Origin of the sequence: Robiginitalea myxolifaciens (assembly GCF_900115205.1) — a bacterium.
Lineage (GTDB): Bacteria > Bacteroidota > Bacteroidia > Flavobacteriales > Flavobacteriaceae > Robiginitalea > Robiginitalea myxolifaciens.
Genome location: NZ_FOYQ01000002.1, coordinates 960,658 through 983,554, shown reverse-complemented (window position 1 = coordinate 983,554; position 22,897 = coordinate 960,658). Strand labels below are relative to the sequence as shown.

The 22,897-nt window shown below is 49.5% G+C and carries 16 protein-coding genes; 8 read left to right on the top strand and 8 right to left on the bottom strand.

Features of this window, described 5'->3' with window-relative positions:
- Window positions 1-215: 215 nt before the first annotated feature.
- Window positions 216-587, bottom strand: a complete 372-nt coding sequence (locus BM318_RS12390; protein WP_092982900.1) for a nuclear transport factor 2 family protein — start codon at window positions 585-587, stop codon at window positions 216-218.
- Window positions 588-759: 172 nt separating this feature from the next.
- Between BM318_RS12390 and BM318_RS12385 the strand changes: the two genes are divergently transcribed.
- Genes BM318_RS12385 through BM318_RS12375 form a run of 3 tightly spaced genes read left to right on the top strand, consistent with a single transcriptional unit; the run spans window position 760 to window position 4,308 of the window.
- Window positions 760-1,665, top strand: coding sequence for a dihydrodipicolinate synthase family protein (locus tag BM318_RS12385; RefSeq protein WP_092983529.1), 906 nt, complete (start codon window positions 760-762; stop codon window positions 1,663-1,665).
- A gap of 4 nt (window positions 1,666-1,669) precedes the next feature.
- Complete coding sequence (locus BM318_RS12380; protein ID WP_092982899.1) at window positions 1,670-3,259, top strand: aldehyde dehydrogenase (NADP(+)); 1,590 nt, start codon at window positions 1,670-1,672, stop codon at window positions 3,257-3,259.
- A gap of 32 nt (window positions 3,260-3,291) precedes the next feature.
- The gene (locus BM318_RS12375) at window positions 3,292-4,308 is read left to right on the top strand and encodes a 4-hydroxyproline epimerase (RefSeq protein WP_394333341.1); all 1,017 of its coding nucleotides are present in this window, start codon (window positions 3,292-3,294) and stop codon (window positions 4,306-4,308) included.
- Between the two features lie 10 nt (window positions 4,309-4,318).
- Here BM318_RS12375 and BM318_RS12370 read toward each other — a convergent pair whose 3' ends face one another.
- The gene (locus BM318_RS12370; RefSeq protein ID WP_092982898.1) at window positions 4,319-7,528 is read right to left on the bottom strand and encodes an AsmA-like C-terminal region-containing protein; all 3,210 of its coding nucleotides are present in this window, start codon (window positions 7,526-7,528) and stop codon (window positions 4,319-4,321) included.
- A gap of 201 nt (window positions 7,529-7,729) precedes the next feature.
- Between BM318_RS12370 and BM318_RS12365 the strand changes: the two genes are divergently transcribed.
- Together BM318_RS12365 and BM318_RS12360 are read left to right on the top strand one after the other, a co-directional pair.
- Entirely contained in the window at window positions 7,730-8,197 is a 468-nt protein-coding gene (locus tag BM318_RS12365; protein ID WP_092982897.1) for a (2Fe-2S)-binding protein, read from the top strand.
- A 10-nt stretch (window positions 8,198-8,207) separates the two neighbouring features.
- A complete protein-coding gene (locus tag BM318_RS12360) occupies window positions 8,208-10,472 on the top strand; it encodes a xanthine dehydrogenase family protein molybdopterin-binding subunit (RefSeq protein ID WP_092982896.1) in 2,265 nt (754 codons plus the stop codon).
- 250 nt (window positions 10,473-10,722) lie between these two features.
- On the opposite strand, the gene BM318_RS12355 is transcribed toward BM318_RS12360, so the two are convergent.
- The 4 genes from BM318_RS12355 to BM318_RS12340 all read right to left on the bottom strand — a co-directional run bounded on the left by BM318_RS12355 (window position 10,723) and on the right by BM318_RS12340 (window position 16,674).
- Window positions 10,723-12,696, bottom strand: a complete 1,974-nt coding sequence (locus tag BM318_RS12355; RefSeq protein WP_092982895.1) for a c-type cytochrome — start codon at window positions 12,694-12,696, stop codon at window positions 10,723-10,725.
- Between the two features lie 20 nt (window positions 12,697-12,716).
- A complete protein-coding gene (locus tag BM318_RS12350; protein ID WP_092982894.1) occupies window positions 12,717-14,618 on the bottom strand; it encodes a 3-keto-alpha-glucoside-1,2-lyase-like domain-containing protein in 1,902 nt (633 codons plus the stop codon).
- A 132-nt stretch (window positions 14,619-14,750) separates the two neighbouring features.
- Complete coding sequence (locus BM318_RS12345) at window positions 14,751-14,900, bottom strand: PspC domain-containing protein (RefSeq protein ID WP_092982893.1); 150 nt, start codon at window positions 14,898-14,900, stop codon at window positions 14,751-14,753.
- Window positions 14,901-15,168: 268 nt separating this feature from the next.
- Window positions 15,169-16,674: a SulP family inorganic anion transporter gene (locus BM318_RS12340; protein ID WP_092982892.1), complete on the bottom strand. Its 1,506-nt coding sequence runs from the start codon at window positions 16,672-16,674 to the stop codon at window positions 15,169-15,171.
- Window positions 16,675-16,780: 106 nt separating this feature from the next.
- Between BM318_RS12340 and BM318_RS12335 the strand changes: the two genes are divergently transcribed.
- Window positions 16,781-17,215, top strand: coding sequence for a DUF2147 domain-containing protein (locus BM318_RS12335; RefSeq protein WP_092982891.1), 435 nt, complete (start codon window positions 16,781-16,783; stop codon window positions 17,213-17,215).
- Window positions 17,216-17,219: 4 nt separating this feature from the next.
- Window positions 17,220-18,281 (top strand): DUF6268 family outer membrane beta-barrel protein, encoded by a 1,062-nt coding sequence (locus BM318_RS12330; RefSeq protein ID WP_143099975.1) that lies wholly within the window; start codon window positions 17,220-17,222, stop codon window positions 18,279-18,281.
- A gap of 30 nt (window positions 18,282-18,311) precedes the next feature.
- Here BM318_RS12330 and BM318_RS12325 read toward each other — a convergent pair whose 3' ends face one another.
- A complete protein-coding gene (locus BM318_RS12325; RefSeq protein WP_092982889.1) occupies window positions 18,312-19,862 on the bottom strand; it encodes an aryl-sulfate sulfotransferase in 1,551 nt (516 codons plus the stop codon).
- Window positions 19,863-19,925: 63 nt separating this feature from the next.
- A complete protein-coding gene (locus BM318_RS12320) occupies window positions 19,926-21,581 on the bottom strand; it encodes a cyclic nucleotide-binding domain-containing thioredoxin-disulfide reductase (protein ID WP_092982888.1) in 1,656 nt (551 codons plus the stop codon).
- Window positions 21,582-21,775: 194 nt separating this feature from the next.
- On the opposite strand from BM318_RS12320, the gene BM318_RS12315 reads away from it, so the two are divergent.
- Complete coding sequence (locus BM318_RS12315) at window positions 21,776-22,870, top strand: alkene reductase (RefSeq protein ID WP_092982887.1); 1,095 nt, start codon at window positions 21,776-21,778, stop codon at window positions 22,868-22,870.
- The last annotated feature ends 27 nt before the right edge of the window (window positions 22,871-22,897 follow it).

Here is a 22,897-nt window from a genome sequence, read left to right as displayed (position 1 = left end):
CGGATAACTAATAATCAGTAGTATAAGGCAGATCCAGGTCTCTAGTGGAAGGATTATTGAAAAACTAACCCAATCCATGCTGTCTGTTGTAGCTGTGCTGAAATCGGAACTAAACGCAACTATCAGAGCCAGGATTGCAACTATGAAAAGCCGATAGTAAATAGAAAGCCTTCTTTTGGACATCTTCAATTATTGCAATTTACTGGAACATATTTCTAATCGTCTCCCCTGCCCAAATAGGCCCGGATCGAGGTTATTTTCCCTTCGGGATTAATAGTGATGACGTCGACAACATACAGCTCCTCCGTTGAATCTACGGTTATTTTCAATTCTGCAGCAACTGTGTTCTCATTTTCATAGGTGGCGAGTACTTCAATTTCAATAGTTTCAGCGTTTGCAAAGTTTTTCCGCGTTTCGTCCACCGCTTTTTCCTTCCCTTCCACGTAAATCTTCCAGTCGCGCAGCACAATCCCATCGGCAAACATCTTTTCAATGCTTCCCAGATCTTTCTCGGCATATTTCTTCAAGTACTCTAGACAGCGTTCCTTATTGCTGCTTGCTGTTGGAGGGTTATTAGGAACATTCATGCGGTAACTACTATCCAGGTTGGAAAATTTATCTCCTTAATTGTTCATCAAATTACTTAAAACCCTTCCAAGTTAATGATATTCATGTTCATGACGCGCTTGTAATCAGTAGCGAGTTCTCAGAATAATTAAGTAGCTTCAACACCGCAAAATCCAATCAATTTCTGGAATGATAAAATTCGAGTGGAAGGGCGTAATGCCTGCAGTTACGACCAAATTCAAAACGGACGATTCACTGGATAACCAAATGTTCAAAACCAATATCCGGGCCCAGGTGGCCGCGGGGGTGGAAGGCATTGTCCTTGGGGGTTCCCTGGGGGAAGCCAGTACGTTGCGGGAGGAAGAGAAAGCACAGCTGATCAAGGATACACGTGAAGTAGTTGGCCCTGATTTCCCCATTGTTATGACCATTGCTGAACAGGCTACCAGGGAGGCAGTTCGCATGGCAGAAATGGCCGAAGAAGGGGGTGCAGATGGCCTTATGGTGCTGCCCCCGATGCGTTATAAATCCACTGATCGGGAAACGCTGGTATACCTGCAGGAAATTGCAAAGGCCACCGATCTGCAAGTGATGATCTACAACAACCCGGTCGATTACAAGATCGAGGTTACTGTTCCTATGTTCGAGGAATTACTCAAACTCAACAATGTGGGTGCGGTTAAGGAGTCTACGCGGAATATTATGAATATCGGACGCCTGAGGAATGCCTTTGGGAATGATCTGAATATCCTAACCGGGGTAGATCCCCTGGCCCTGGAGAGTTTGCTGCTCGGAGCTGACGGTTGGGTAGCTGGCCTGGTATGCGCCTTCCCTGAGGAAACCGTCGCAATCTATAAATTGGCCAAGGCCGGAAGGGTGGAAGAAGCGGTAGAAATCTACCGTTGGTTCCTCCCACTTTTAGAGTTAGACATTAGCCCGCAATTGGTACAGAACATTAAGCTGGCCGAGGTGGCCACAGGGATCGGGACGGAACCTGTGCGTCCGCCGCGTTTGCCTTTAGTGGGTGAGGAGCGCGAGCGGGTACTGGCTGTTATCGATAAAGGAATGCAAAACCGTCCGAAACTGCCGAAATTTTAGAATCATGAGCGAGATCACCGGAAAGAATTATATCGGGTTTGAACCTTCGGCTGCAGGGGATAACCGTTTTCAAACCTTTAACCCCCAGGAAAACGCAGCGAATCCCTGGGAGTTTGTCGAGGCCAGCGAGAAAGAGATCGACCAGGCGGTTGGAATGGCTGCAGCGGCATTTCCATCGTTTAAGACCCTTCCCGGAAAGCGCAGGGCCGAATTCCTCAGAGCTATTTCCGATGAAATCGAAGCCCTGGGGGATGCGCTCATACAAACCTATATGTTGGAATCCGGCCTTCCGGAAGGTCGTGCCAAGGGCGAACGCGGACGAACTATGGGGCAATTGCGTGCCTTTGCGGACCTGATCGAAGAAGGTTCCTGGGTAGAAGCGGTAATCGATACGGCCCAGCCCGATCGCACCCCTGTTCCCAAACCGGACTTACGCAAAATTAGTGTGCCTATTGGACCGATTGCGGTATTTGGATCGAGCAATTTTCCCCTGGCGTACTCTACTGCTGGTGGGGACACTGCCAGCGCTCTGGCAGCGGGATGCCCGGTGGTGGTTAAGAGCCATCCCATGCATGCTGCAACGGGAGAATTGGTGGCAAGCGCGATTGTAAAGGCTGCACAACGCACCCAAATGCCAGAAGGTGTTTTCTCCAATCTGAACAGTAGTGGCATTGAAGTTGGGCAGCAACTCGTTAAACATCCCGAAATCAAAGGGGTTGGATTTACCGGGAGTATAAAGGCAGGAACCGCCCTGTATCGATTAGCGGCCCAACGCGAAGAGCCTATCCCGGTATTTGCCGAGATGGGTAGTATCAATCCCGTGATTTCCTTACCCGGAGCCCTCGCTGAAAAAGGGGAGTGGTGGGCTGAGCAGTACGCCAATTCAGTTGCTTTGGGAGTTGGGCAGTTTTGTACGAATCCCGGACTAATCCTCGGGCTGGAGAGCGAGGCATTGGAAGCATTTACACAAATCCTGGGTAAGGAACTATGTGCCAAAGATCCTGCCTGTATGCTACATCCCAAAATCCTGGAGAATTATCAGGAAGGTTCGGCTCAGATGTCTGGTAAGTCGGGGACGCAACTCGTTGCCGAATACAACGGCAGCCTTCCTCCGAATACACCGGCAGCTCGCGTCATGCGCGTAAACGGGACAACATTTCTGGAAGAACCCGCCTTGCAGCACGAAGTATTTGGCCCTTTTACTCTGGTGGTGGCCTGCGAGGACGAAAAAGAACTCATCACGGTTATCAATAGCCTCGGCGGGCAGCTAACAGGTACCCTGCTTGCTGCAGCAACCGAAATTAACCAGCACCCGGAGGTAGTCAGTGCCTTGCAGCAAAAAGTAGGAAGACTCATTTTTAACGGGGTGCCCACGGGGGTGGAAGTTTGCCCGGCCATGCAACATGGCGGCCCTTTCCCGGCTTCTACAGACAGTCGGTTTACCGCAGTGGGAACCTTGTCAATACGCCGGTGGGTACGTCCGGTTTCCTATCAGAACTGGCCGCAGGATCAGCTTCCACCTGAATTGCAGGACAAGAATCCAATGGGATTACTCCGTTTGGTAAATGGGGAAGCCACCAGAGAACCTATTTAGCGTAGCGAAACATTAATATAGGAAACGCACATATGATCAAAGGAGGAACGTTTCAATGTATCGATGCCCATACGTGCGGGAATCCGGTTCGCGTTGTCAAAAGCGGTGGGCCTGATCTCCATGGGAAGGACATGAGCGAAAAGCGGCAGCACTTCCTGCGCGATTTCGACTGGATTCGCAAGGGGCTTATGTTCGAACCCCGCGGTCATGACATGATGAGTGGAAGTTTGCTTTTCCCCCCGCATGATCCTGCAAATGATTTTGCTATCCTCTTCATTGAAACTTCCGGTTGTTTGCCCATGTGCGGACACGGGACCATAGGAACGGTTACTATTGCTATTGAGCGAGGGCTGGTGATTCCAAAAGTCCCGGGAAAGCTTCGTATGGAGGCACCCGCGGGTCTGGTCGAAATCGCCTACCATCAGAATGAAAAAGGCAAAGTGGAATGGGTAGAACTGACCAACGTTCCAAGCTATCTCGCGGCGCAAGACCTGGAGATCGAATGTCCGGATCTCGGGCCCTTGCGTTTTGATGTTGGTTACGGGGGGAATTATTATGCCATAATCGATCCGCAAGCCAATTATGCGGGATTGGAACATATTTCGGCTGCACAAATCCTGCAGTGGTCTCCCGAATTGCGAAAACGCATCAATGCGCGATATCCTAACCGTTTTATCCACCCGCTTAATTCCACGATACGGGATGTGAGTCATATCCTCTGGACAGGGAAGCCATTAGATCCCGGCTCTTCGGGCCGAAACGCCGTCTTCTACGGGGATAAAGCTATCGATCGTAGCCCCTGCGGTACTGGAACTTCTGCTCGCATGGCGCAATTGCACGCTAAAGGAAAGTTAAGCCTTGGAGAGTCCTTTATCCACGAAAGCTATATCGGTTCTACCTTCACTGGGATTGTAGCCGATACGGCTGAGATCGGACCCCAGGCTGCAATCATTCCTAAAATCCGTGGGTGGGCTAAGATCTACGGGGAAAATACTATTACTATCGATCCTGAAGACGATCCGTACGCCTATGGATTCCAGGTGGTTTAAGCTACGCGAGTCACTTTCGTTGCTTACCCAATGAGACCTTATAGTCGTCCACGGTTCCCTGAATCTTGAGATTCAGAAACTTCGTATTCCGTTCAGGATCTACCTTAACGATATCATCGACCTGTTCGGGATCCACAATCGAGTCTTTGTTACCTCCGAATAACTTTTGCCAGGTTGCCTTGCGCACGGTTTTCCAGGGTATCCGTAAGTAATAGTCAATGTTTTGATCACTATCGTGTGTTCCGGAAAGTTCCATGTGGCCAATGGACGACTCAATGGTCATGGCCGGAATACTGATCTTCCCTTTGTCTATTGCCAGGTTGTTTTGCAAGGTGTCGAACCGAATGCTTTTCAGGTTCTTGTCGCCCATATAATCGGAGAGCGCCAACATCGGATCATAGTTCTTTAGTGTTCCGCTATAAACCTTTACGTCCATTTCCAGGTTGGATTGGTCCAGATCCGGCACCAGATCCGGATAAACTCGGATTTTGCCGGAAATACTTGCCGTTACCGCGCCCTGAAGATTCTCTGATACGAGATGGTCCTGCCCGAAATTTTCAAATTTGAAGAGTAATTTTTCAAGATCCACATTGCTAACTTCCAGGTTCGGTTGCATGTAAATATGATCCGGATCGCTGCCGTTAAAGTAGCCGCTTAACCGGATGTTTCCCCCTGCCGCATCCATGTTCAATGTATCTACATAGAGGTAGTGATTGGGCGTGGTTCGCAATGCCGCCTCAATATTCTGAAGGTCTATCCGATGGTATCTGAACCGCCCGATATTCGCTTTGTAGCGCATATTGGGAAAGGGCAATTCGTAGATATTAAAAGCCGTGGCATGTTCGGCTACATCTTCGGTGGTAAAGGTGGCTTGGGTCGCTGCAGGAGGATTTGGATCAAATCGGAACAATGCATCGTAATCGATATAGTCTGCGCTTACCTCCAGGTAATTATCCTGTTGCTGCTGATTTTCGTTATCGCCCAGGAAATAGGCCAGGTCAATGGTAAAGGTGGTGGCGCCAATTTCTCCATGAAAGTCTTTGATTACGAGCTGCTGATCCTCATAGTGGATGTTTCCATTAAAGTCGTGAAAGCGCTCCGGGTGTAATTCCATTTTGGTGTCCAGCTTGTCCAGGGCGAGATCAACCGACCGAAGATTGGAATCTTTATAATGCATGCGCGAGGTAAAGTGCAATCCCAAATCGTCAAATATTTCATGGCGATATTCTTCCGGGACATAGTTTTCACCCTTATACGAAAAGACATCTTCAAGGCGTAACCTTTCAGAAGTAAGGCCAATATCCAGCTTAACATCCCCTTCAAGCTCCGGTTGGAACCAAAAGGCATAGTCGTGTATTACGGCGTCCAGGGTAATATCGCTATCGTCTATAAATCCCCTGAAATCGACCAGGACCAGGTCGGTGGAATCGATTAAGACGTCCGCGTGAAAATCATGCAAGGTATGCGGGTAATGTTGCAGTTCGGCAAAGAGGCTATCGATATAGAAATGGCCCTGAGGCAAGTATTCAGATTCCGTTATGTCCCGGGCGGAGGCGTTGAAGGATAGCCCCAGACTGAGGTTCTCAATTTGTTCGTCAATACCCGATCGGGTGGAATCCTGCGCGCTTTGCGCGGCATCCTGGCTTTTAAAACCTGTTAATTGGGCTATATCGAGAGACTTCGAAGCAATATCTAAGTGGGCCACTACCGGGATATCGGTATGGTGGACGATGGCGGGTAAGTCCGACAGATATCCGCTTATATTTACATCGGACTCCCCCATGATCATATTGAATTGCTCAAGTGAGGCTTCCTTGCCGTCCATCACCAGATTAATGTTCAATTTATCCAGGGGAGCCGGAAGCCGATCGGATTTCAGGCTGAGTTCTTCCACCTTTAATTCCGCGAAGTAGGCCTGGTTTAATTGCTGCAAGGCTTTTTCAGGATGATCGATATCGACGATATCGTGAAAATTCATCTTCAGGGTTATTTGGCCCGTAACATCTTCAACCTGCTCTACCTCAAAAAACTCCGCGATAAAATCCAGGTTAAAGTTGGCGTTGACTTTCATGTCTACCTCAGGGGATTCAAAATTCTTGACAAACAGGGAGCCTGTGAATTCCCCATTTTCCAGAGATGCGGTCATGTCGGTGAGCGAGAATTCCATGGTGCTCATATCCCGGTTTTCGCCATTGCTGAAATGGCCCTTAAAGCCCATTTCATCAATTCTCTTGGCGCGTGCCGTATTTTCCAGGAAGGCTTCGGAAGCTCCAAATTCAGCATTGATGGCCGGGCTGTTTCCCTTATTCGAGGAGCCTACAATTTGGGCGTTGAAATAGATTTCTCCTGCATTACGGTATTTCTCCAGGAAGGGAATTACATCGGCAGGTGCAAAGGCCACCAGCATATCAAAATTGGGCTTGGTACCTTTTATGGCCAGGTCCAGATACATGTCTCGTTGGGTGTCCAGAAAGCCTTCTAATTCAAAATCCCCGTTTTCCAGTACAATTCCCGAGGGTTCAATGCTTAAAACCCCCGATGCTTCATTGAAAACCAGATCGGTGTGAATCTCAAAGTGCTTCTTGCGAAAGAAAGTAGTATCTCCCGCTTTGATAACGTTCAATTCCAGTTCGGTATCGATATGCCCAGAGATAATACTGTCGGTTTGGCGAAAACCGCCTTTGGCTGCGTAGATGAATTTTTCCACATCGGTTCCCGAGGCTTCATCCAGGGTATGGATATCCAGATTCCGCAATACAATCTTTTTCAAATGGATATTCGTTGTGGAAGAATCGGTTGAAGCGCCGCTGCTCAGGGCGTTCTGAATATTGGTGGTGTTGTTTTCATGGATAACGATATTGAGCACCCCATCCTCCACCAAAAGCGAGCGAATATCCATGGTTCCCCCAAGGACATCCCAGAGGTTGAAACCCACATAGATGTCTTTAACATCCATCAGAATCGCTGCATCCCTGGCCTTGGTTTCAAAGACCTGCACGTCGTAAATCTTAATAGAGAGATCCGGGAAGTTCCCGAAGAGGGATAAATCGCTATTCCCTACGGCGATGCGCCCCTGATATGTCTCATTGAGTTTCGCAACCTCTGCTTGAATAATTTCTGCTTGATTCCCCTGTATATAAAGCAAAGCACCACCCAGCAGAACCAGGGGAAGGGCAATGAGTATCCCTATGAATCGTTTCCAACGTTTTTGTATTCTCAAGGCGAGTGCTTATGAATTGGGAAATCCCGTATTAATGAGTAACGAATTGATGTTCGGTAGTATTGTTTGATTGCCAAATTCAAAGGGGTTTCCGCAGGTGGAATTTTCAGGCGCCCCGAAGCGTCTTTAGATCGATTCCAAATTAGTTCGGACCGCAATGACGGTTCCGTTATTTCGTAACTTGGAAAGAATCTTTTCATTATGGCCAATTACACTTTACGAATCAACGGAGAAAAGCATGAGGTAGATGTAGATCCGGCTACTCCGATGCTCTGGGTCCTGCGGGACTCCCTGAACATGGTAGGAACAAAATTCGGTTGCGGGATCGCCCAATGCGGCGCCTGTACCATTCACCTGGGCGAAAATGCCACAAGGTCCTGCCAACTTCCTGTATCAGCAGTAGGCGACCAGGAAATCACTACAATCGAAGGGCTTTCCGAGCACGGCGACCATCCGGTACAACAAGCCTGGTTGGAAGTAGATGTTCCCCAATGCGGCTATTGCCAGGCGGGGCAAATCATGAGCGCTTCCGCCTTATTGAAGAAAAATCCGAATCCCACGGATGCGGATATCGACCAGGCGATGAATGGCAATATTTGCCGCTGCGGAACTTATGTTCGTATTAAGCAAGCAATAAAGACTGCTGCCGAGACAGCTCAAAACGCATAAAACCACCACCATGACACTAGTAAAAACTCAAATTGGCCGGCGCGCCTTTATCCGCAATACCAGTTTAGCGGGGGGAGGGCTTGTACTTGGCTTCAGTTGGCTGAACTCCTGTAAGCCGGAGCAGGCCAAGACCATTGCCGTAATGGAAATGCCCAAGGAATGGTTCGAGATGAACGCATTCCTGAAAATTGGTGATAATGGGGTGGTAACCATCATGTCGCCGAACCCTGAAATTGGACAAAATGTGAAGACTTCCATGCCTATGATCGTGGCCGAAGAACTCGATGTAGACTGGAACGACGTGATTGTAGAGCAGGCAGCCCTGAATACCGAAAACTTTAGCTGGCAGGTTGCCGGGGGAAGCCGATCTATCGCCAACGGATGGCCTGCACTGCGCATGGCAGGCGCCACAGCCCGTGCCATGTTGGTAGGAGCTGCCGCTGAGGCCTGGCAGGTACCCGCTTTAGAAATCACAACCTCTGAAGGGGTAATCAGCCATGAGGCTTCTGGTAATTCCGCTGGTTATGGCGAAATGGCCGCCGCCGCCGCAAAGATGGAGGTCCCGGAAGAGGTGGCCCTGAAAGAGCCTTCGCAGTTCAAAATCATCGGAACGTCTCGTAAAAATGTAGACGGTAAGAATATCGTAACGGGTAAGCCGCTCTTTGGCATTGACGTACAACGCGAAGGAATGCTGATTGCAACTCCTGTACACCCGCCAGCATTTGGCATGAAGCTCAAATCCTTCGATGCCGAAGAAGTTAAGGCCATGCCGGGTATCCGGGATGTGTTTTCCATAAAGCTTTACGATGAGGATTATGCCCGTGGTCCTTTTGACCACACGGCTTTTAACGAACTGGTTATTGTGCTGGGGGAAAGTACCTGGCAGGTTTTCCAGGCCAAAAAGGCCCTTAAGGTAGAATGGGAGCCAACAGCGGACCAAAGTTATTCTATGAGCCTCTTTGGAAATCCCATGACCATTAACCATCCGGCAGGATCGGAGAACTCCGAAACCCATTGGGAAGAGATGGAAGCCCTGAATGCTAAAAAGGGCAATGTCGTTCGACGGGATGGAAATCCGGAAGCGGCCTTCGCCAAGGCAGCCAAGGTTATTGAAAGCACCTATAGTTGTCCGTTCCTGGCGCACAACACCATGGAACCCATGAATTTCTTCGCTAATGTTACGGAGAATCATGCGGAGCTTCTCGGACCGACTCAGACTCCGGAATGGATGGAAACTGCAGTGGCTGCGCGCCTTGGGCTGGACAAAGAAAATGTGGATATCATGATGACCCGAATGGGAGGTGGTTTTGGCCGTCGACTCTATGGTCACTTTATGGTGGAAGCAGCAGCCATTTCCCAGAAAGTAGGCGCACCGGTTAAATTGGTCTACACCCGGGAGGACGACATGTCCCAGGGTACCTACCGGCCGGCGTATCTCGCTACCTATCGCGCTGCTCTGGACGAAGAAGGAAACCTTACGGCTTTCCACATTCGGGCAGGGGGAATACCGGAAAGTCCACTATTTGCCAATCGCTTCCCCGCGGGAGCCATCGACAATTACCTGGCCGAAGACTGGACGGTGGAAACGAATATTACCACCGGAGCTTTCCGCGCCCCGCGCTCCAATTTTATCGCGGGCGCCGAGCAGGCCTTCCTCGATGAAATTGCTGAGGCCGCAGGAAAGGATCCGATTGAATTCCGCCTGGAATTACTCAAACGAGCCCAGGAGAATCCGGTTGGGGAGAACAACGACTACGAAGCGCTTCGCTATGCCGGGGTATTGGAATTGGTCCGAGAGAAGTCCGGATGGAATGGCGCCGAACACGAAGGCAAGCATCGCGGCGTAAGTGCCTATTTCTGCCACCAGAGTTATGTGGCCCAGGTCCTGGACCTCACTATGGATGGGGATAAACCTGTTGTGGATCGCGTATGTACCGCCATTGATTGTGGTATCGTGATTAACCCGGATGCAGCTACCAACCTGGCACAGGGTGGGGCAGTAGATGGAATTGGCCACGCGATGTACAGCCAGCTCACCTTCAAGGACGGGGCACCGGAGCAGACCAACTTTGATCGTTATCGCTTAATCCGACACAGTGAGGCTCCTAAGAAAATAGATGTCCACTTTGTGGAGAACGAAATCGATCCTACCGGAATGGGGGAACCTCCGTTTCCGCCTGTTATGGGAGCTTTGGCTAATGCCATTTACAAAGCTACTGGGCGCAGACGCTATCATCAGCCGTTTATTACCGACAGACCGGAGATAGTAGGATAATTCTAAACCCATGAACCCTGAATTTCTTAAGCTCAAACCTTTCGGTTAGTAGGCTTTTAAACTTCAGGGTTCATGGTTTTTCTTTATCCTTCCTAATAGCGTATGGGGCTCTTAGATAGTCTAGCTGACCTTTGCATATCAAAAAGGGATATTGAGATATTTTTTTAGACAAGTACCTCTGAAAAGTTTATGAACCTACAAAACATTTGTTTTGAGTTCGAAACTTCAGAGGTACTTGTTTAATCTAAATCTAATAGTCCCGTAAGGTATTGATCCAAGCTGCGATCTTAAGAGCTTCGTCCCTGGGGACGTTGGGCATAGGCGCCATAGGTGTAGCGTATTCCGGCCAGTTCTTGGGCTGCGGATTGTAGATGAGTTCCACAATCTTTTCATCGGTATAGCGCCGTTTGGCAATGTCTTTGTACGAGGGACCTACCAGCTTCTTTTCTGTGGTATGGCACGCAATACAGGTGTTCTTTTGCAGTAGGGGTTCTACCTCCGCAAAAGTCACCTTACCCGCCGTTCCCGAACTACTTTTTGCGCTGGAGGTCGCTGAACTGCTTCCGGATCCGGAGGAGCGCTTCCGAACAGTTGCGACTTTTCGTCGCTTCTTGGCGGTAAGCGCACTGGAAGGAAGCTTTTCCCCCTCAGGAATCTGATTCAGGGTGTAATAAAAAGTCGGGTGGAGGAGGGGGTGACCTTCCTCGGCATCCCGAATACCATTTAAGGTGATCTCATGTACATAATAAGGGCGCAGGCCATCGTAAACCAGGCGCAGCTTTAATCCGTCTGCACTCAGCTGAATTCCTTTGGGAGTTAGTTGTTCCACATTAGTCTGCGGGCTTCCGTAAACGGGATGGTATTTGTACACATAACTCTTTCCGCTGTAGGAATCCAGATATTCGGCCGGATCTACGGCTATGGGTTTTGTAAACTCCAATTCAAAACCATCGGGTCGTGCACTTACCGTCTTGATTTCAAATGGCAACTTGCCGGTCCAGGTTACATATTCCAAACCATCATTGGTGGTTCCTGCTGAACCCCATCCGCGATTCGTTTCCCCGACAAAAAGGTTTCCGGCTGCATCGAAATCCATTCGCATGACCCCGGATTGAAAGCCGCTGCGGAAGTCTATGGCAGCGCCCTGATATTCCCCTTTTACCTTTTCCAGGATAACCCGCATAATTTTGCTCTGTCCCTGGTCCCCAATTAGGAGCTGGCCGGTGAAGGGCCCGAATTTTCCGCCGGTCTTATCCTCCTTAATCTCGGAGTTTGAGATTCCCATAAGCCCGTGTGGTAAAACCACCGCCGGAATCTGTAGTTCGGTAAAATCCTCCTGCACCTCGTATTCAAAATCTGGATCTTCCTCATTCTCAATATTCTCCGGTTTAATGTAGCTGCCATTGATCTGTTCTTGTCGCTTGTCGATCCGGGCATAGAATTCCTCCTCGCTCAATTTCACAGGAGATTCCGGGAGATCGGTCCAGGCCAATCCTGCCGGATGGCCCGTGAAAGCACCCTTAGGGACGTGCCATAGCCCGCCGGAACCCTTCCAGTCGCCCTGGTTATCAGTGTAGAAGAATTCTCCGTCGTACATTCCATATCCGGCCGGAGATCGCATCCCCGTTGCCCAGGGTTCCATGGAGCCATCTTCAGAGATCTTTAGGGTCCACCCGCGCCAGGGCACTTCGCTTACCCCGCGCCACCATTCGGCATCCGTAAAGCTTACATTGGTAGTAACAAAGAAGTCTCCATTTTCATCGATTACCGGCCCGTACGAATATTCGTGATAATGGCTGGTAAGGGGCCAGTCACAAATGGTCTGGTATACGTCGGCAATTTCGTCTCCATCCGTATCCTGCAATTTGGTTAGTTCCCCGCGCTGTACCACATAGATGTCGTTATTTTTTCTGGCTATTCCCAAAGGCTCATGCAACCCGGAGGCGAACTTCTTGAAATTCGGATTGCGGTTACCGGCCATGGTCGGGTTTTCAATCAACCAGACATCACCCCGTCGGGTACATACCATCAGCTTTCCCGTAGGTAAGGCCAGGACACCTCCACCTTCAAGCTGAATACCCTCTGGGATAGGCACCGTAGTAATGCGATAGTACTCATCTTCCACCGGGGCTGGCTTCGTCAGCGACTCGGGAGCGCTTTGCTGAGCGTTTAGACTGCAAATTCCAAGCAGTAAAGCCCAAAGAAATCCCTGAAAATTTCCCATGTTTGGATTGTTTCTTCTGCTTACCATATCGTTTTGAATTTCAGGGTTTCACCGGTTACGGCTACCATTAGTTCTTGTTTACCATCGATTTCGCGGATGGTCGGTTGTTGGTTGGAATGCATTTCCAGATAAAAGTCGTCATTCACTTTAAAGCTGCCATCCGGCAACTCTTCAATACTTCCCTCAGCCAACTTATAGTAATACCCACTGAGGCCATTTTCAGAAAATTCAATGGTGCTCAGCAAACTTTTACCCTGATCGGCTGGCACTATGCTACGCTCCATACCCACACTGCCGTAAGTACTCAGGAACACGGGTAATTTGGTTTCGGGATCAATGCGGTACCCCTTTGATTTGAATCCTTCGGGCAGGGTATGCCCGGGGAAGGCAGTAGCCATATCCGAGAGCTCAGCCAGTGGCTGGTTCAGGAATGTCCACACTGTGGCGCCATTGGGCCGGAAAGAACCGTTACCACGGCTGTGCCACATTGGCGTAGCATCCAGGAATTCACCTCGCCACATACCAACCAGGTTTCCCGATTCCAGATCGTAGACATAGTGCACTCCTTGTGGGGTACCAACCCCAATGGTATGGGAAAGTTTTTCCCGGCTATTGTTGAAGAAAACAAATCCGCGAAGCAATCTGGGCTCGTTTTCGACATTCACATGTATAGGAGAAACCAGATTCCCAACGGTTGGATTGGAATCAAAGGTGTTGAAGATAGCGGCTCTGGTCGAAGCAGTTCCTACCTGGAAGCCCAGGATTGCCCGATGCCAGGGAGCACCTTTCATGTTATCTATTCGAATCTGGTGAGGACCGGCAGTAAGTTCCTTTCGGGCGTTCATCCAGCCCCTGCGATCTGTTGCATAGGCCTGTTCCACAACTTCTCCGTCTATTTCCAGGCGTGCCCCACCGGTATAAGGCACCATAAGCATATAATTGTCTTCCTCAGGGATTTCCAGCGTCCCGGTATAAACTGCCCAATAATCATTATCGGCTCCCACGGTCGTGATATCAATCTCACTGACGCTGACAGGGTCCGAAAGCTCATTTTCCGGCAATCCTGCAGCCAAATCCAGAGGACCCAGGTAGGTCTGGCGTTTGAGATTGGTAAGCGTTACCTCAGAGGGTTTTAGGCGCTGGATGCGCAGGTTCCGGAAGGCTACCGGCCCATGATCCCCCTGGATCATCAGCGGTCCCAGCGCAGCCTCTTCGTTCGAGATTGCTCCGCCGGTAGGCAGCGGAACTTCTACATTCTGGTGGATCAGGACCCCGTTCAAGGCTACCGTGGCAAATTTGGCATTGGAAATTTTGTTGCCGGCCTCGTCGAATTTGGGCGCTTCGAAATCAATATAGAGATCCTGCCACAGTCCGGGCGCTTTTGCCGGATTGGATATCGGGGCAATTCCCGCAAAGGCTTTAGAAGGTTCGGTTTCCCAGTTGCGATAGATCCCCCCGATATCGCCGAATTTAGGGGTCTCCACGCCCCAGCTATCCAGGAGCTGTAATTCGTATCGTCCCTGTAGGTATATGCCGGAGTTCGATCCTTTAGGCATCATAACCTGGAGGATAAGCCGGACGTCTCCATGCTCCCAGGTAGTGAGCAGATTGTCTTTCTGACTGTCGTTGGGATCGTTTAACAAGATGCCGGTTCCCGCTTCATAGCTTACTGCCTTGGGTGTGGGAGTCTGGTCTTTATTTCGGCGTCGCCGCTTTTTCTTGCTGCTTTCTGCTGAGGCTTGCTCCTGATGGATGTCGAGATTGCGGTCTACAAGCACTTCTCCAACGATCTTCCAGTTTCCTGCCTGCTCGGCGAAACCGGTCATATCGGTAAGGGGAAGTTCCTCTTGAGCCAGCGAAAGCAAAGGGAGGGTGAAGCAGGCCATCAAAAGGCCCAACTTTCGGATTCGTTTAGATGTCATGGATATGAGTAAAATGAATATCAACTACTAAATGTAGCGGTTTTTCGTATATCGCAGGTCCTTTTCAGAGGAATAAGGGTTTCGGCACCGTGTCAGTACCTATAGTTCCGAAAAAGGGCAGAATTTCCCGAACTAGTTGGAGAACATTTTTACCAACCAAAGGATCAGATAAAGCCCGAGACCGACGCCAAAAACAAGAACCCCGACCACAAAGGCTATACGTATCCCAGTTACATTCCAACCGAGTTTCTGGCTTAGCCATTCCGATACACCTAAAATCATAGCACTACTATTTGTATCCGAAAATACTAAAAAATTTGCAGCGCCATTGCCGTACCCAAGCGAGTCTAAATGAATCGATAAAGGCCTTAGTTTAGGTTATAGAGCTCGAAAATACCTGGGTAATTTGGTAATATGATTCTCGAATCGTCAGGGAATGACTTAAGACTGATTTCAGGCTTCGGCAAGTACAGGAAAACTCCGGATATTCCCTGTTACCCTTGAAGGATTTCTAACTACTCCCGGCTGCTTCTGTGGCCGGGATTTTGGCTTATTCCGATGCCGCTATCACGTTTACGTTGATCATTTTGTCGGCTTTAAGGAGTCGCTTGTGACTGCCGCTGGAGAGATTGGTGATATAGACTTTCTTGCCGGCATTCTGATAGCGTTCGGTAAGTTTATTTACCGCTTCAATGGCAGACATGTCTACGATCCGGCTTTCCCGAAAATCGATGATAACCTCCTCGGGATCGCCCTGGATGTCGAACTTCTCATTGAACATTTTTATGGATCCAAAGAAGAGCGGTCCGTATATCTCGTAGTGTTTAATCCCTTTTTCGTCTATGCGTTTGCGGGCACGGATGCGCTTGGCATTGTCCCAGGCAAATACCAGTGCGGCTACGATTACCCCGATGAGTACGGCCAGGGCCAGGTTGTGGAGAAAGATAGTTACCAGCATAACCACGACCATAACGATGATATCCGAAATGGGGTATTTATTCAGAATACGAACACTCACCCATTCAAAGGTCCCGATAGCTACCATAATCATAAGCCCGGTCAGGGCCGCCATGGGAAGCCGTTCAATCAGGGAAGCCCCGAACATAATAAACATCAGCAGTGCCACGGAGGCAACAATTCCCGAGAGGCGCGCCCGGGCCCCGTTGGAAATATTAATCAAGCTTTGTCCGATCATGGCACATCCTCCCATGCCGGAGAATAATCCCGACAGCAGGTTCGCAATACCCTGTGCCGTAGCCTCCTTGTTGGTGCGTCCCCGGGTCTCGGTAATCTCATCGATCAGTTCCAGGGTAAGCAAACTTTCAATTAAACCCACCGCAGCAATGATTGCCGCATAAGGGGCAATGAGTTGCAGGGTTTCCAATGTCCAGGGAATCTCTGGCAGGTGGAAAGGAGGAAATCCACCCTGTATTGAGGCCAGGTCGCCAACGGTTTTGGTATCAATCCCAAAGGCCACCACGATTCCGAAAATCGTCAGGATTGCCGCAAGGGAAGCGGGAAATGCTTTGGTTAGCCGGGGCAGTCCCCAGATGATGAACATGGTCAGCAGGGTAAGCCCGCCGAAAATATAGAGGGATTGTCCGGTAAGCCAGCTTCCTGCGTCGTCCTTAAAGTAGTCGAGTTGGGAAAGGAAGATGATAATTGCCAGTCCATTTACAAAACCATAGACTACGGGCAGGGGTACTAATCGCATCAGTTTTCCCAGTCGAAGTACACCAGCCAGGATTTGGATGAGCCCCGCCAGGATTACGGTAGCAAAAATATATTCCACCCCATGGCTTGCGGCAAGGGATACCAGGACTACGGCTACCGCACCGGTTGCTCCGGAGATCATTCCCGGTCTTCCCCCAAGGATCGAAGTCACCAACCCCATCATAAATGCGGCATAAAGGCCTGTTAAGGGCGAGAGGCCAGCAATAAGGGCAAAGGCTACCGCCTCAGGTACCAAGGCAATGGCAACGGTAAGTCCGGAGAGGATTTCCGTACGATAGTGTACGGTTTGTGAAAAGTCGAATAAACGTAGATACTGCTTCAACGGCTGCAATTAAAAAGGCGCGAAGGTAGGGGTAATTACCCGAACTCCAAACCTTTGGCAATATTCCGTAATTTAGGGGCAGCCCGAATCAAAAAAGAAATAAGCTATGAAAAGTTACAAGAAGTTATTCCTGTTGCTCGCCTTTGCATTGTTATCCTCTCCGGCTTTTTCCCAGAAGGCCGACGATATTCTGGGTATCTGGATGCCTAGCGAGGGCACATCCTATATCCAAATTTTCAAGGCTAAGGATTCCGGCAAGTACAATGGCCGGATTGTTTGGCTTAAAGAACCCAACGACGAAAGTGGCAATCCTAAAACGGATCCCAACGGGGATGAAATCCTTAGAATGGTCAATCTAAAGGACTTTGTTTTCGAGGAAGACGAATGGACGGACGGCACGATTTACGATCCGAAATCCGGAAATTTATACTACTGTACCATCGAGATGGTGAAAAAGGACAAACTCGAAGTACGCGGCTCCATTGATCCCTTTGGTTTGGTGGGCCGAACCGATGTTTGGGTACGTATGAAAACCAAGTAAGGCCATGCTCAGGAAATTGCTTTTATGCTCCTTGTTCTTATGGGCCTGTGGCTTTACGCTTAAGGCACAGGAGGAAGATTCGGAAGAGGAAATCATTGATTTTGACAACCTGGTACCCGCCGAAGAGGTTAAGGCATTCGCTTCTCCCCGCATTATAAACGGCGGTCCGCAAAACCTGTTTTCCATAGCTTATGATTTTCAAGGGGCTCACGATTTGCAGGCGGGAGGAATACCGGGATTTCCAGGTACACCTGCCCAGGATATCGAGGTCAGCGCCATTCAAGAATTTCGGATCGATGCCCAGTATCCGGTATTATCGAAAAACAGCATTACGGTAAATCTGCAATTCAATTACCTGCGCACCCGATTTGGATATGGGGAAGACGTACTGCTGACAAACCCGTTATTACAGACTTTAGACGAGAATGGCCTGACCAGCACCTCGCTGGCCGCTGTGGTATTTAAGCCTTTGGATATTGATAATTTCATGATTTTCCAGGCTGGGGCTTCCCTCAATGGGGATTACACCCTGGGCGATATGCAGTCCTTGTCGCATACCCGGTTCTTTGCGGCCGTAATTTATGGGTGGAAGCCCAATGATCGTAAAATGTGGGGATTGGGAATAACGCGTTCCTACATCGGGGGTCCCCTGAATTATTTTCCCGTAATCTATTACCAGTACAGCTCTGAGAATGGACGGTGGGGCCTGGACGTACTATTGCCTTCCCGCTTTAATTACAAGCGCAACTTTAGCCGAAAGAGCATTTTATCCCTGGGCTGGAATCTGCAGGGGAACAGCTACCGACTCAATGCCCTGGTCAATGAGGCTGAAAATCGGGAGCCTGAATTACGCCGGTCCGAATTGCGTTTCCGGGCAATTTTTGATCAGGCTATTACTAATACTATCTGGCTTTCGGCCCAGGCTGGAATGCGCTATGCCTGGGACTTCAATGTCGACAACGGGGATTTCTATCGAAGCATTTTCAATGACGATCCATACTTGTTCGAAAACGACATGAGCAGCGCGTTTTTTGCGCAGATTGGTTTGCGCTGGGTAAGCCCATAGCACTTCCAGAATTGGATTTCAGACCCAGTTTTAGAACACATCCACCCGAAGCACGTTGTGGAAACTGATATTAAAGATGGAATTGGGCGGAGTGATTGTTGCTTCAAAAATCACATTACGGCTATCGTAGTCGACCTCTATGACCTTTCCTCCTGGAGTACCGCCCTGAACGGCTGAGCCTGGAGTAAAGAGTACGGAATTCTTATCTTCCAGAAAACTCACTTTGGAGACGATACGCGCATAGGTTTCGGCACCGCGCTCCTTGCCGTAGCTCCAGACTTGCTTAATGGTTTTATTCACCTCATCAATTTCATATTCCACGGCACGGGAATAGGGCCCGGCATCTACGTAATTCCGATTGTCCCCATTGTCGAATACCATTAGGTTGCCATTGGGCAGCAGGATAGGGGAGTGCTGGTACCAGGACCATTCAAAATCGGGATGGTTTGTGGTGCCATCCAGTACATCGGGGTCCGTGATGGGATTGTCGTCTGCATCCAGGGGAGTCAGGAGGAATTGCGCCAAGGGAGTTCCGTCTCCACTGGTATTCCATTCCCGGTGCGGCGCCAAAATATAACTTACTTCATTATTCTGGTTGAGTTTTACGATTCCCTGCGTACGCCCGGATACGATGATTTCGTTATCTGTGCTGCTGTACTCGACCGAATTTGCATGGAACCAGTCAAAGTCAAGGTCGGCCAGATCCGTTGGCCATGCCCTTCGCGTATTATCGAGCGAATTATTCAAATCCCAGCGATTCAGGAACGATCCCGAATTGCGATCGATCTCCACGATAACGTCCTCGACGGTGGTTTTGGCCGCATCGTTAATGGTAACCAGCAGGTTTCCGTCGGGTTTTTCGATTACATGGTGGTGGAAACCATTGCCTTGTAATCCCCATGAATCCACAATTCTTCCAAAGAGGTCCGATTCAAAGATGCGACCAGAGGTCCCATCACCAAAAAGCAAATTGCCGTTTTGCAGTACGGTCATGCCATTGTCATAAAACAACTGGCTAATGCTGGGGTGGCTGGAAAAATCCAGGTACCAGCGAATATCTCCAAACTGATCAAAAATAAAGGGTCGTTGGGGTCGAAATTCGGTAGCAAAACCGAAGTAATTAACCAGGTTTAGCTCCAGCTCGTTCGCGCTGGAAGGCGTGTCGATATCAATATCCGGCATATCGCCAATCAGGGGTGCCGTTTGCACCGCAATGATCTGTGACTCCAGGGTATTTCCCGAATTATCCAGTAATGCTACTTCCAATTGATTTTCGTAATTCGCGTAGAGTCCAAAAATGTCCATGCTAATATCCGTTGCCGCTCCGGAGGAATTGAAGACCACGTTTGAGGCGCTACCCCGCCGTCCCTGAACGGTGACCTGCACCGAAACTGCACTTGTGGTTTCCAGGTTAAGGATTGCTGAGAGGGGCGCATAGCCGGATGGGTTGAGGTTTACCTCCACAGATTCGATCAGATCCGAATCGATTTCAGGTCCTGGAGGTGGGGGCGAATCATCCTCAGAACACGATACGATCAGGAAAAGACATAGCAGGGCAAGGGAAAGAATCCGTGATTTCATAGCATTTTTTTTACAAAATACACTTTAATAAGGGGAATTGAAAGTGTGGCCCAGAAAGCTGGTCTATTGTTCGGGCGCGACTGCCTCCATCCGTTTTTCTGCCAAATACTGGTGCACCTGGCTTATGGCCATTGATCCTTCTCCAACCGCTGAGGCAACCCGTTTTACGGAACCCTTACGCACATCTCCCACAGCAAAGAAACCAGGGACTGAGGTCTCCAGGGATTGTGGTTTCCGCATGTTGTAAATACTGCATTGGGTGAGGGATTGCTCCAGTACATCGGCCCCGGTGAAAATGAAACCCTTTTCGTCGGTGGCAACTACCCCGTTGAGCCAATCCGTACAAGGCTGGGCCCCGATGAAGGTAAACAAGTTCGAAATTCCAATTTCCTGTTCTTCCCCGTTGTGGTCCAATACAACGGATTCCAGGTGGTGGCTTCCTTTTAGGCCAACCACATGGGTTTCCTTGTGGAGAGTAATATTGGGACTAGCCAGAATGCGCTTCACCAAATATTCACTCATTTTAGCTCCGAGGTCGTCGCCGCGGATAATGATGTGGACTTCTTTGGCATGATTGGCTAGAAAAAGGGCTGCCTGCCCTGCGGAATTCCCGCCGCCTACCACGCCCACAAGCTCGTTTTTGCAAGAAGCTGCATTCATACCCGTTGCCGAGTAGTACACCCCACTGCCTTCGAAAGCTTCAATATTATCAATTGGAAGCTGCCGGTAATTCGCACCTGTTGCCGCAATTACAACACGGGCTTTGATTTGTTTTTCGTTGGTGGCGCAAAGGGTAAAAACGTCCCCATCGTATTCGATATACTTGGCCCGGTGCGGTATGGAAATGTGACAGCCAAATTTTTGTGCCTGGATGTAGGCTTTATTCGCCAGGTCATTGCCGGAGATTCCGGTTGGAAAGCCCAGGTAATTCTCAATTTTAGAACTCTTGCCAGCCTGCCCTCCCGGGGCATTCCCATCGATGGTGACCACTGATAATCCCTCTGAAGCAGCATAGACGCTTGCCGCCAGACCGGCCGGCCCTGCTCCGATTACCAGAACGTCATAATAGGAATCTTCGAAATCCATAAGTACACCTGCCTGTCTGGCCAATTCCGGCACACTGGGTTGACGGCAAATCTCTCCGGCTGGATTGAGCAGAATCGGTAATTCGTCCATGGCAACCCCAAAACTATCCAGCAGGTGTTGCGCCTCCTCGGAACGGTCAATATCCAGAAAGGTGTGCCAGATATGGTTCTTCTCCATGAAATCCCGAAGCTCATAGGTTGCCTTTGAGGAATCGGAACCGATGAGTTTTATCCCCCCGGTAAATTCCTGCAACATGGTCTCTTGCCGCTGCAGGAAGGCCCCGAGCAAGATATCGCTGAGGTCGCTGTGCACCGCGATTAATTCCCGAAGCTTTTCCGGACGAATGCGCAACAGGGTAGTTCCCTTTGAGGCATAGCCATTAAACTGGGCTCTGCGGGTAGAAAGCATGCTGTTGTCTCCCGAAAATTCGTGTACTCCATGTGTAACGATGATCTTTTCTCCAGCGGCCTCGTCCTTGACACAAATCTCCCCACTAAGGATTACAAAAAAATCGTAGTCGTCGTCCCCCACCGCAAAAACCCGGGTCTCTTCCTCAAAGGTTTCTGTTTGACCATAGTCTTTTAAAATATTGATTTGGCTCAGGGTAAGTACGGGAAATCGGGGATCGGTCATAGATCTTGTATTTGGGTTCCAAAAAAATGATGCTTCTCAGGTCTTGCGAGAATAGCCTTAAGATAGACATTAGTATAGTTTTATGCATGAAGCTTTCATCACTTTTGCTTCGCTCCTAAAAGTGGTATCTTTTAAGGAGTAATTCAAGTCTGTTCAGACACCCATTTATTAACCCAAAAAATTGTTATTCCCTGATGTCAGCAAACAAAACACTGTTTCAACCTTTTTCCAGTACGAACCTCGAACTCAAGAATAAAGTGGTTATGGCACCGATGACTCGCTGCCGGGCCACTCCGGATCATATTCCAACCGAAATTATGGCGACCTATTACGGGGAGCGTGCCGAAAGCGCAGGACTGATTATCACGGAGGGAACAGCACCTTCGCCGAATGGGGTCGGATATGCCCGGATCCCGGGTATTTACAATGCTGCCCAGACCGAAGCCTGGAAAGGAGTTCCCAAAGCCGTTCACGAGCAAGGCGGAAAAATATTCATGCAGCTCATGCATACCGGACGGATTTCCCACCCGGCCAATATGCCGGAATCGTCCCTGGTATTGGCGCCTTCTGCCATTCCTCCTGCAACGACCAAGATGTATGTAGACGGCGAGGGGGAGTTGGAGATTCCTGCTCCAAAGCAAATGACTCTGGAAGATATCCAAAATACCATCGCGGATTTCGTGCAATCGACCAAAAATGCTATTGAAGCAGGATTCGATGGGGTTGAAATCCACGGAGCCAATGGGTACCTGGTGGAGCAGTTCATCAATCCACAAGCCAACCAGCGTTCGGATGAATATGGGGGTAGCGCTGAAAACCGTTGCCGGTTCGTATTGGAATTAGCCGCAGCCTTAGTTGCCGCTGTCGGTGCTGAAAAAGTAGGCATCCGACTATCCCCTAATGGTGCATTTAACGATGTAGGCCCCTTTGACGGCCAGGAGGAAACCTACAGTTATCTCTCCAAAAAATTGAATGAGATAGGGGTGGTCTATATTCACCTGGTAAATCATGAGGCCCTGGGAGCGCTTCCATTACCAGATGGCATACGCAAGGATATACAAGGGCATTTTAACGGCGTACTCATCTTATCCGGCGGTTACGACGATGCGTCTGCTGAGAAGGATTTACAGGATGGAAAGGGCGATTTGGTTGCCTTTGGCAGACCCCTTATTTCGAATCCGGATTTGGTTTACCGTTGGAAAAATAACCTGGAGATGAATGATCCCCAAATGGATAAGTTTTACACCCCGGGCCCGGAAGGTTACATCGATTACCCGAAGGCAACCTAAAATGACCCATTCGCAAGAATGGGGTTT

Coding starts and splice junctions, on each gene's coding strand:
- BM318_RS12380 (WP_092982899.1), top strand. CDS start 1,670: ATGAGCGAGATCACCGGAAAGAATTATATCGGGTTTGAACCTTCGGCT.
- BM318_RS12330 (WP_143099975.1), top strand. CDS start 17,220: ATGCTCAGGAAATTGCTTTTATGCTCCTTGTTCTTATGGGCCTGTGGC.
- BM318_RS12375 (WP_394333341.1), top strand. CDS start 3,292: ATGATCAAAGGAGGAACGTTTCAATGTATCGATGCCCATACGTGCGGG.
- BM318_RS12365 (WP_092982897.1), top strand. CDS start 7,730: ATGGCCAATTACACTTTACGAATCAACGGAGAAAAGCATGAGGTAGAT.
- BM318_RS12315 (WP_092982887.1), top strand. CDS start 21,776: ATGTCAGCAAACAAAACACTGTTTCAACCTTTTTCCAGTACGAACCTC.
- BM318_RS12355 (WP_092982895.1), bottom strand. CDS start 12,696: ATGGGAAATTTTCAGGGATTTCTTTGGGCTTTACTGCTTGGAATTTGC.
- BM318_RS12345 (WP_092982893.1), bottom strand. CDS start 14,900: ATGATTTTAGGTGTATCGGAATGGCTAAGCCAGAAACTCGGTTGGAAT.
- BM318_RS12325 (WP_092982889.1), bottom strand. CDS start 19,862: ATGAAATCACGGATTCTTTCCCTTGCCCTGCTATGTCTTTTCCTGATC.
- BM318_RS12320 (WP_092982888.1), bottom strand. CDS start 21,581: ATGACCGATCCCCGATTTCCCGTACTTACCCTGAGCCAAATCAATATT.
- BM318_RS12335 (WP_092982891.1), top strand. CDS start 16,781: ATGAAAAGTTACAAGAAGTTATTCCTGTTGCTCGCCTTTGCATTGTTA.
- BM318_RS12350 (WP_092982894.1), bottom strand. CDS start 14,618: ATGACATCTAAACGAATCCGAAAGTTGGGCCTTTTGATGGCCTGCTTC.
- BM318_RS12390 (WP_092982900.1), bottom strand. CDS start 587: ATGAATGTTCCTAATAACCCTCCAACAGCAAGCAGCAATAAGGAACGC.
- BM318_RS12360 (WP_092982896.1), top strand. CDS start 8,208: ATGACACTAGTAAAAACTCAAATTGGCCGGCGCGCCTTTATCCGCAAT.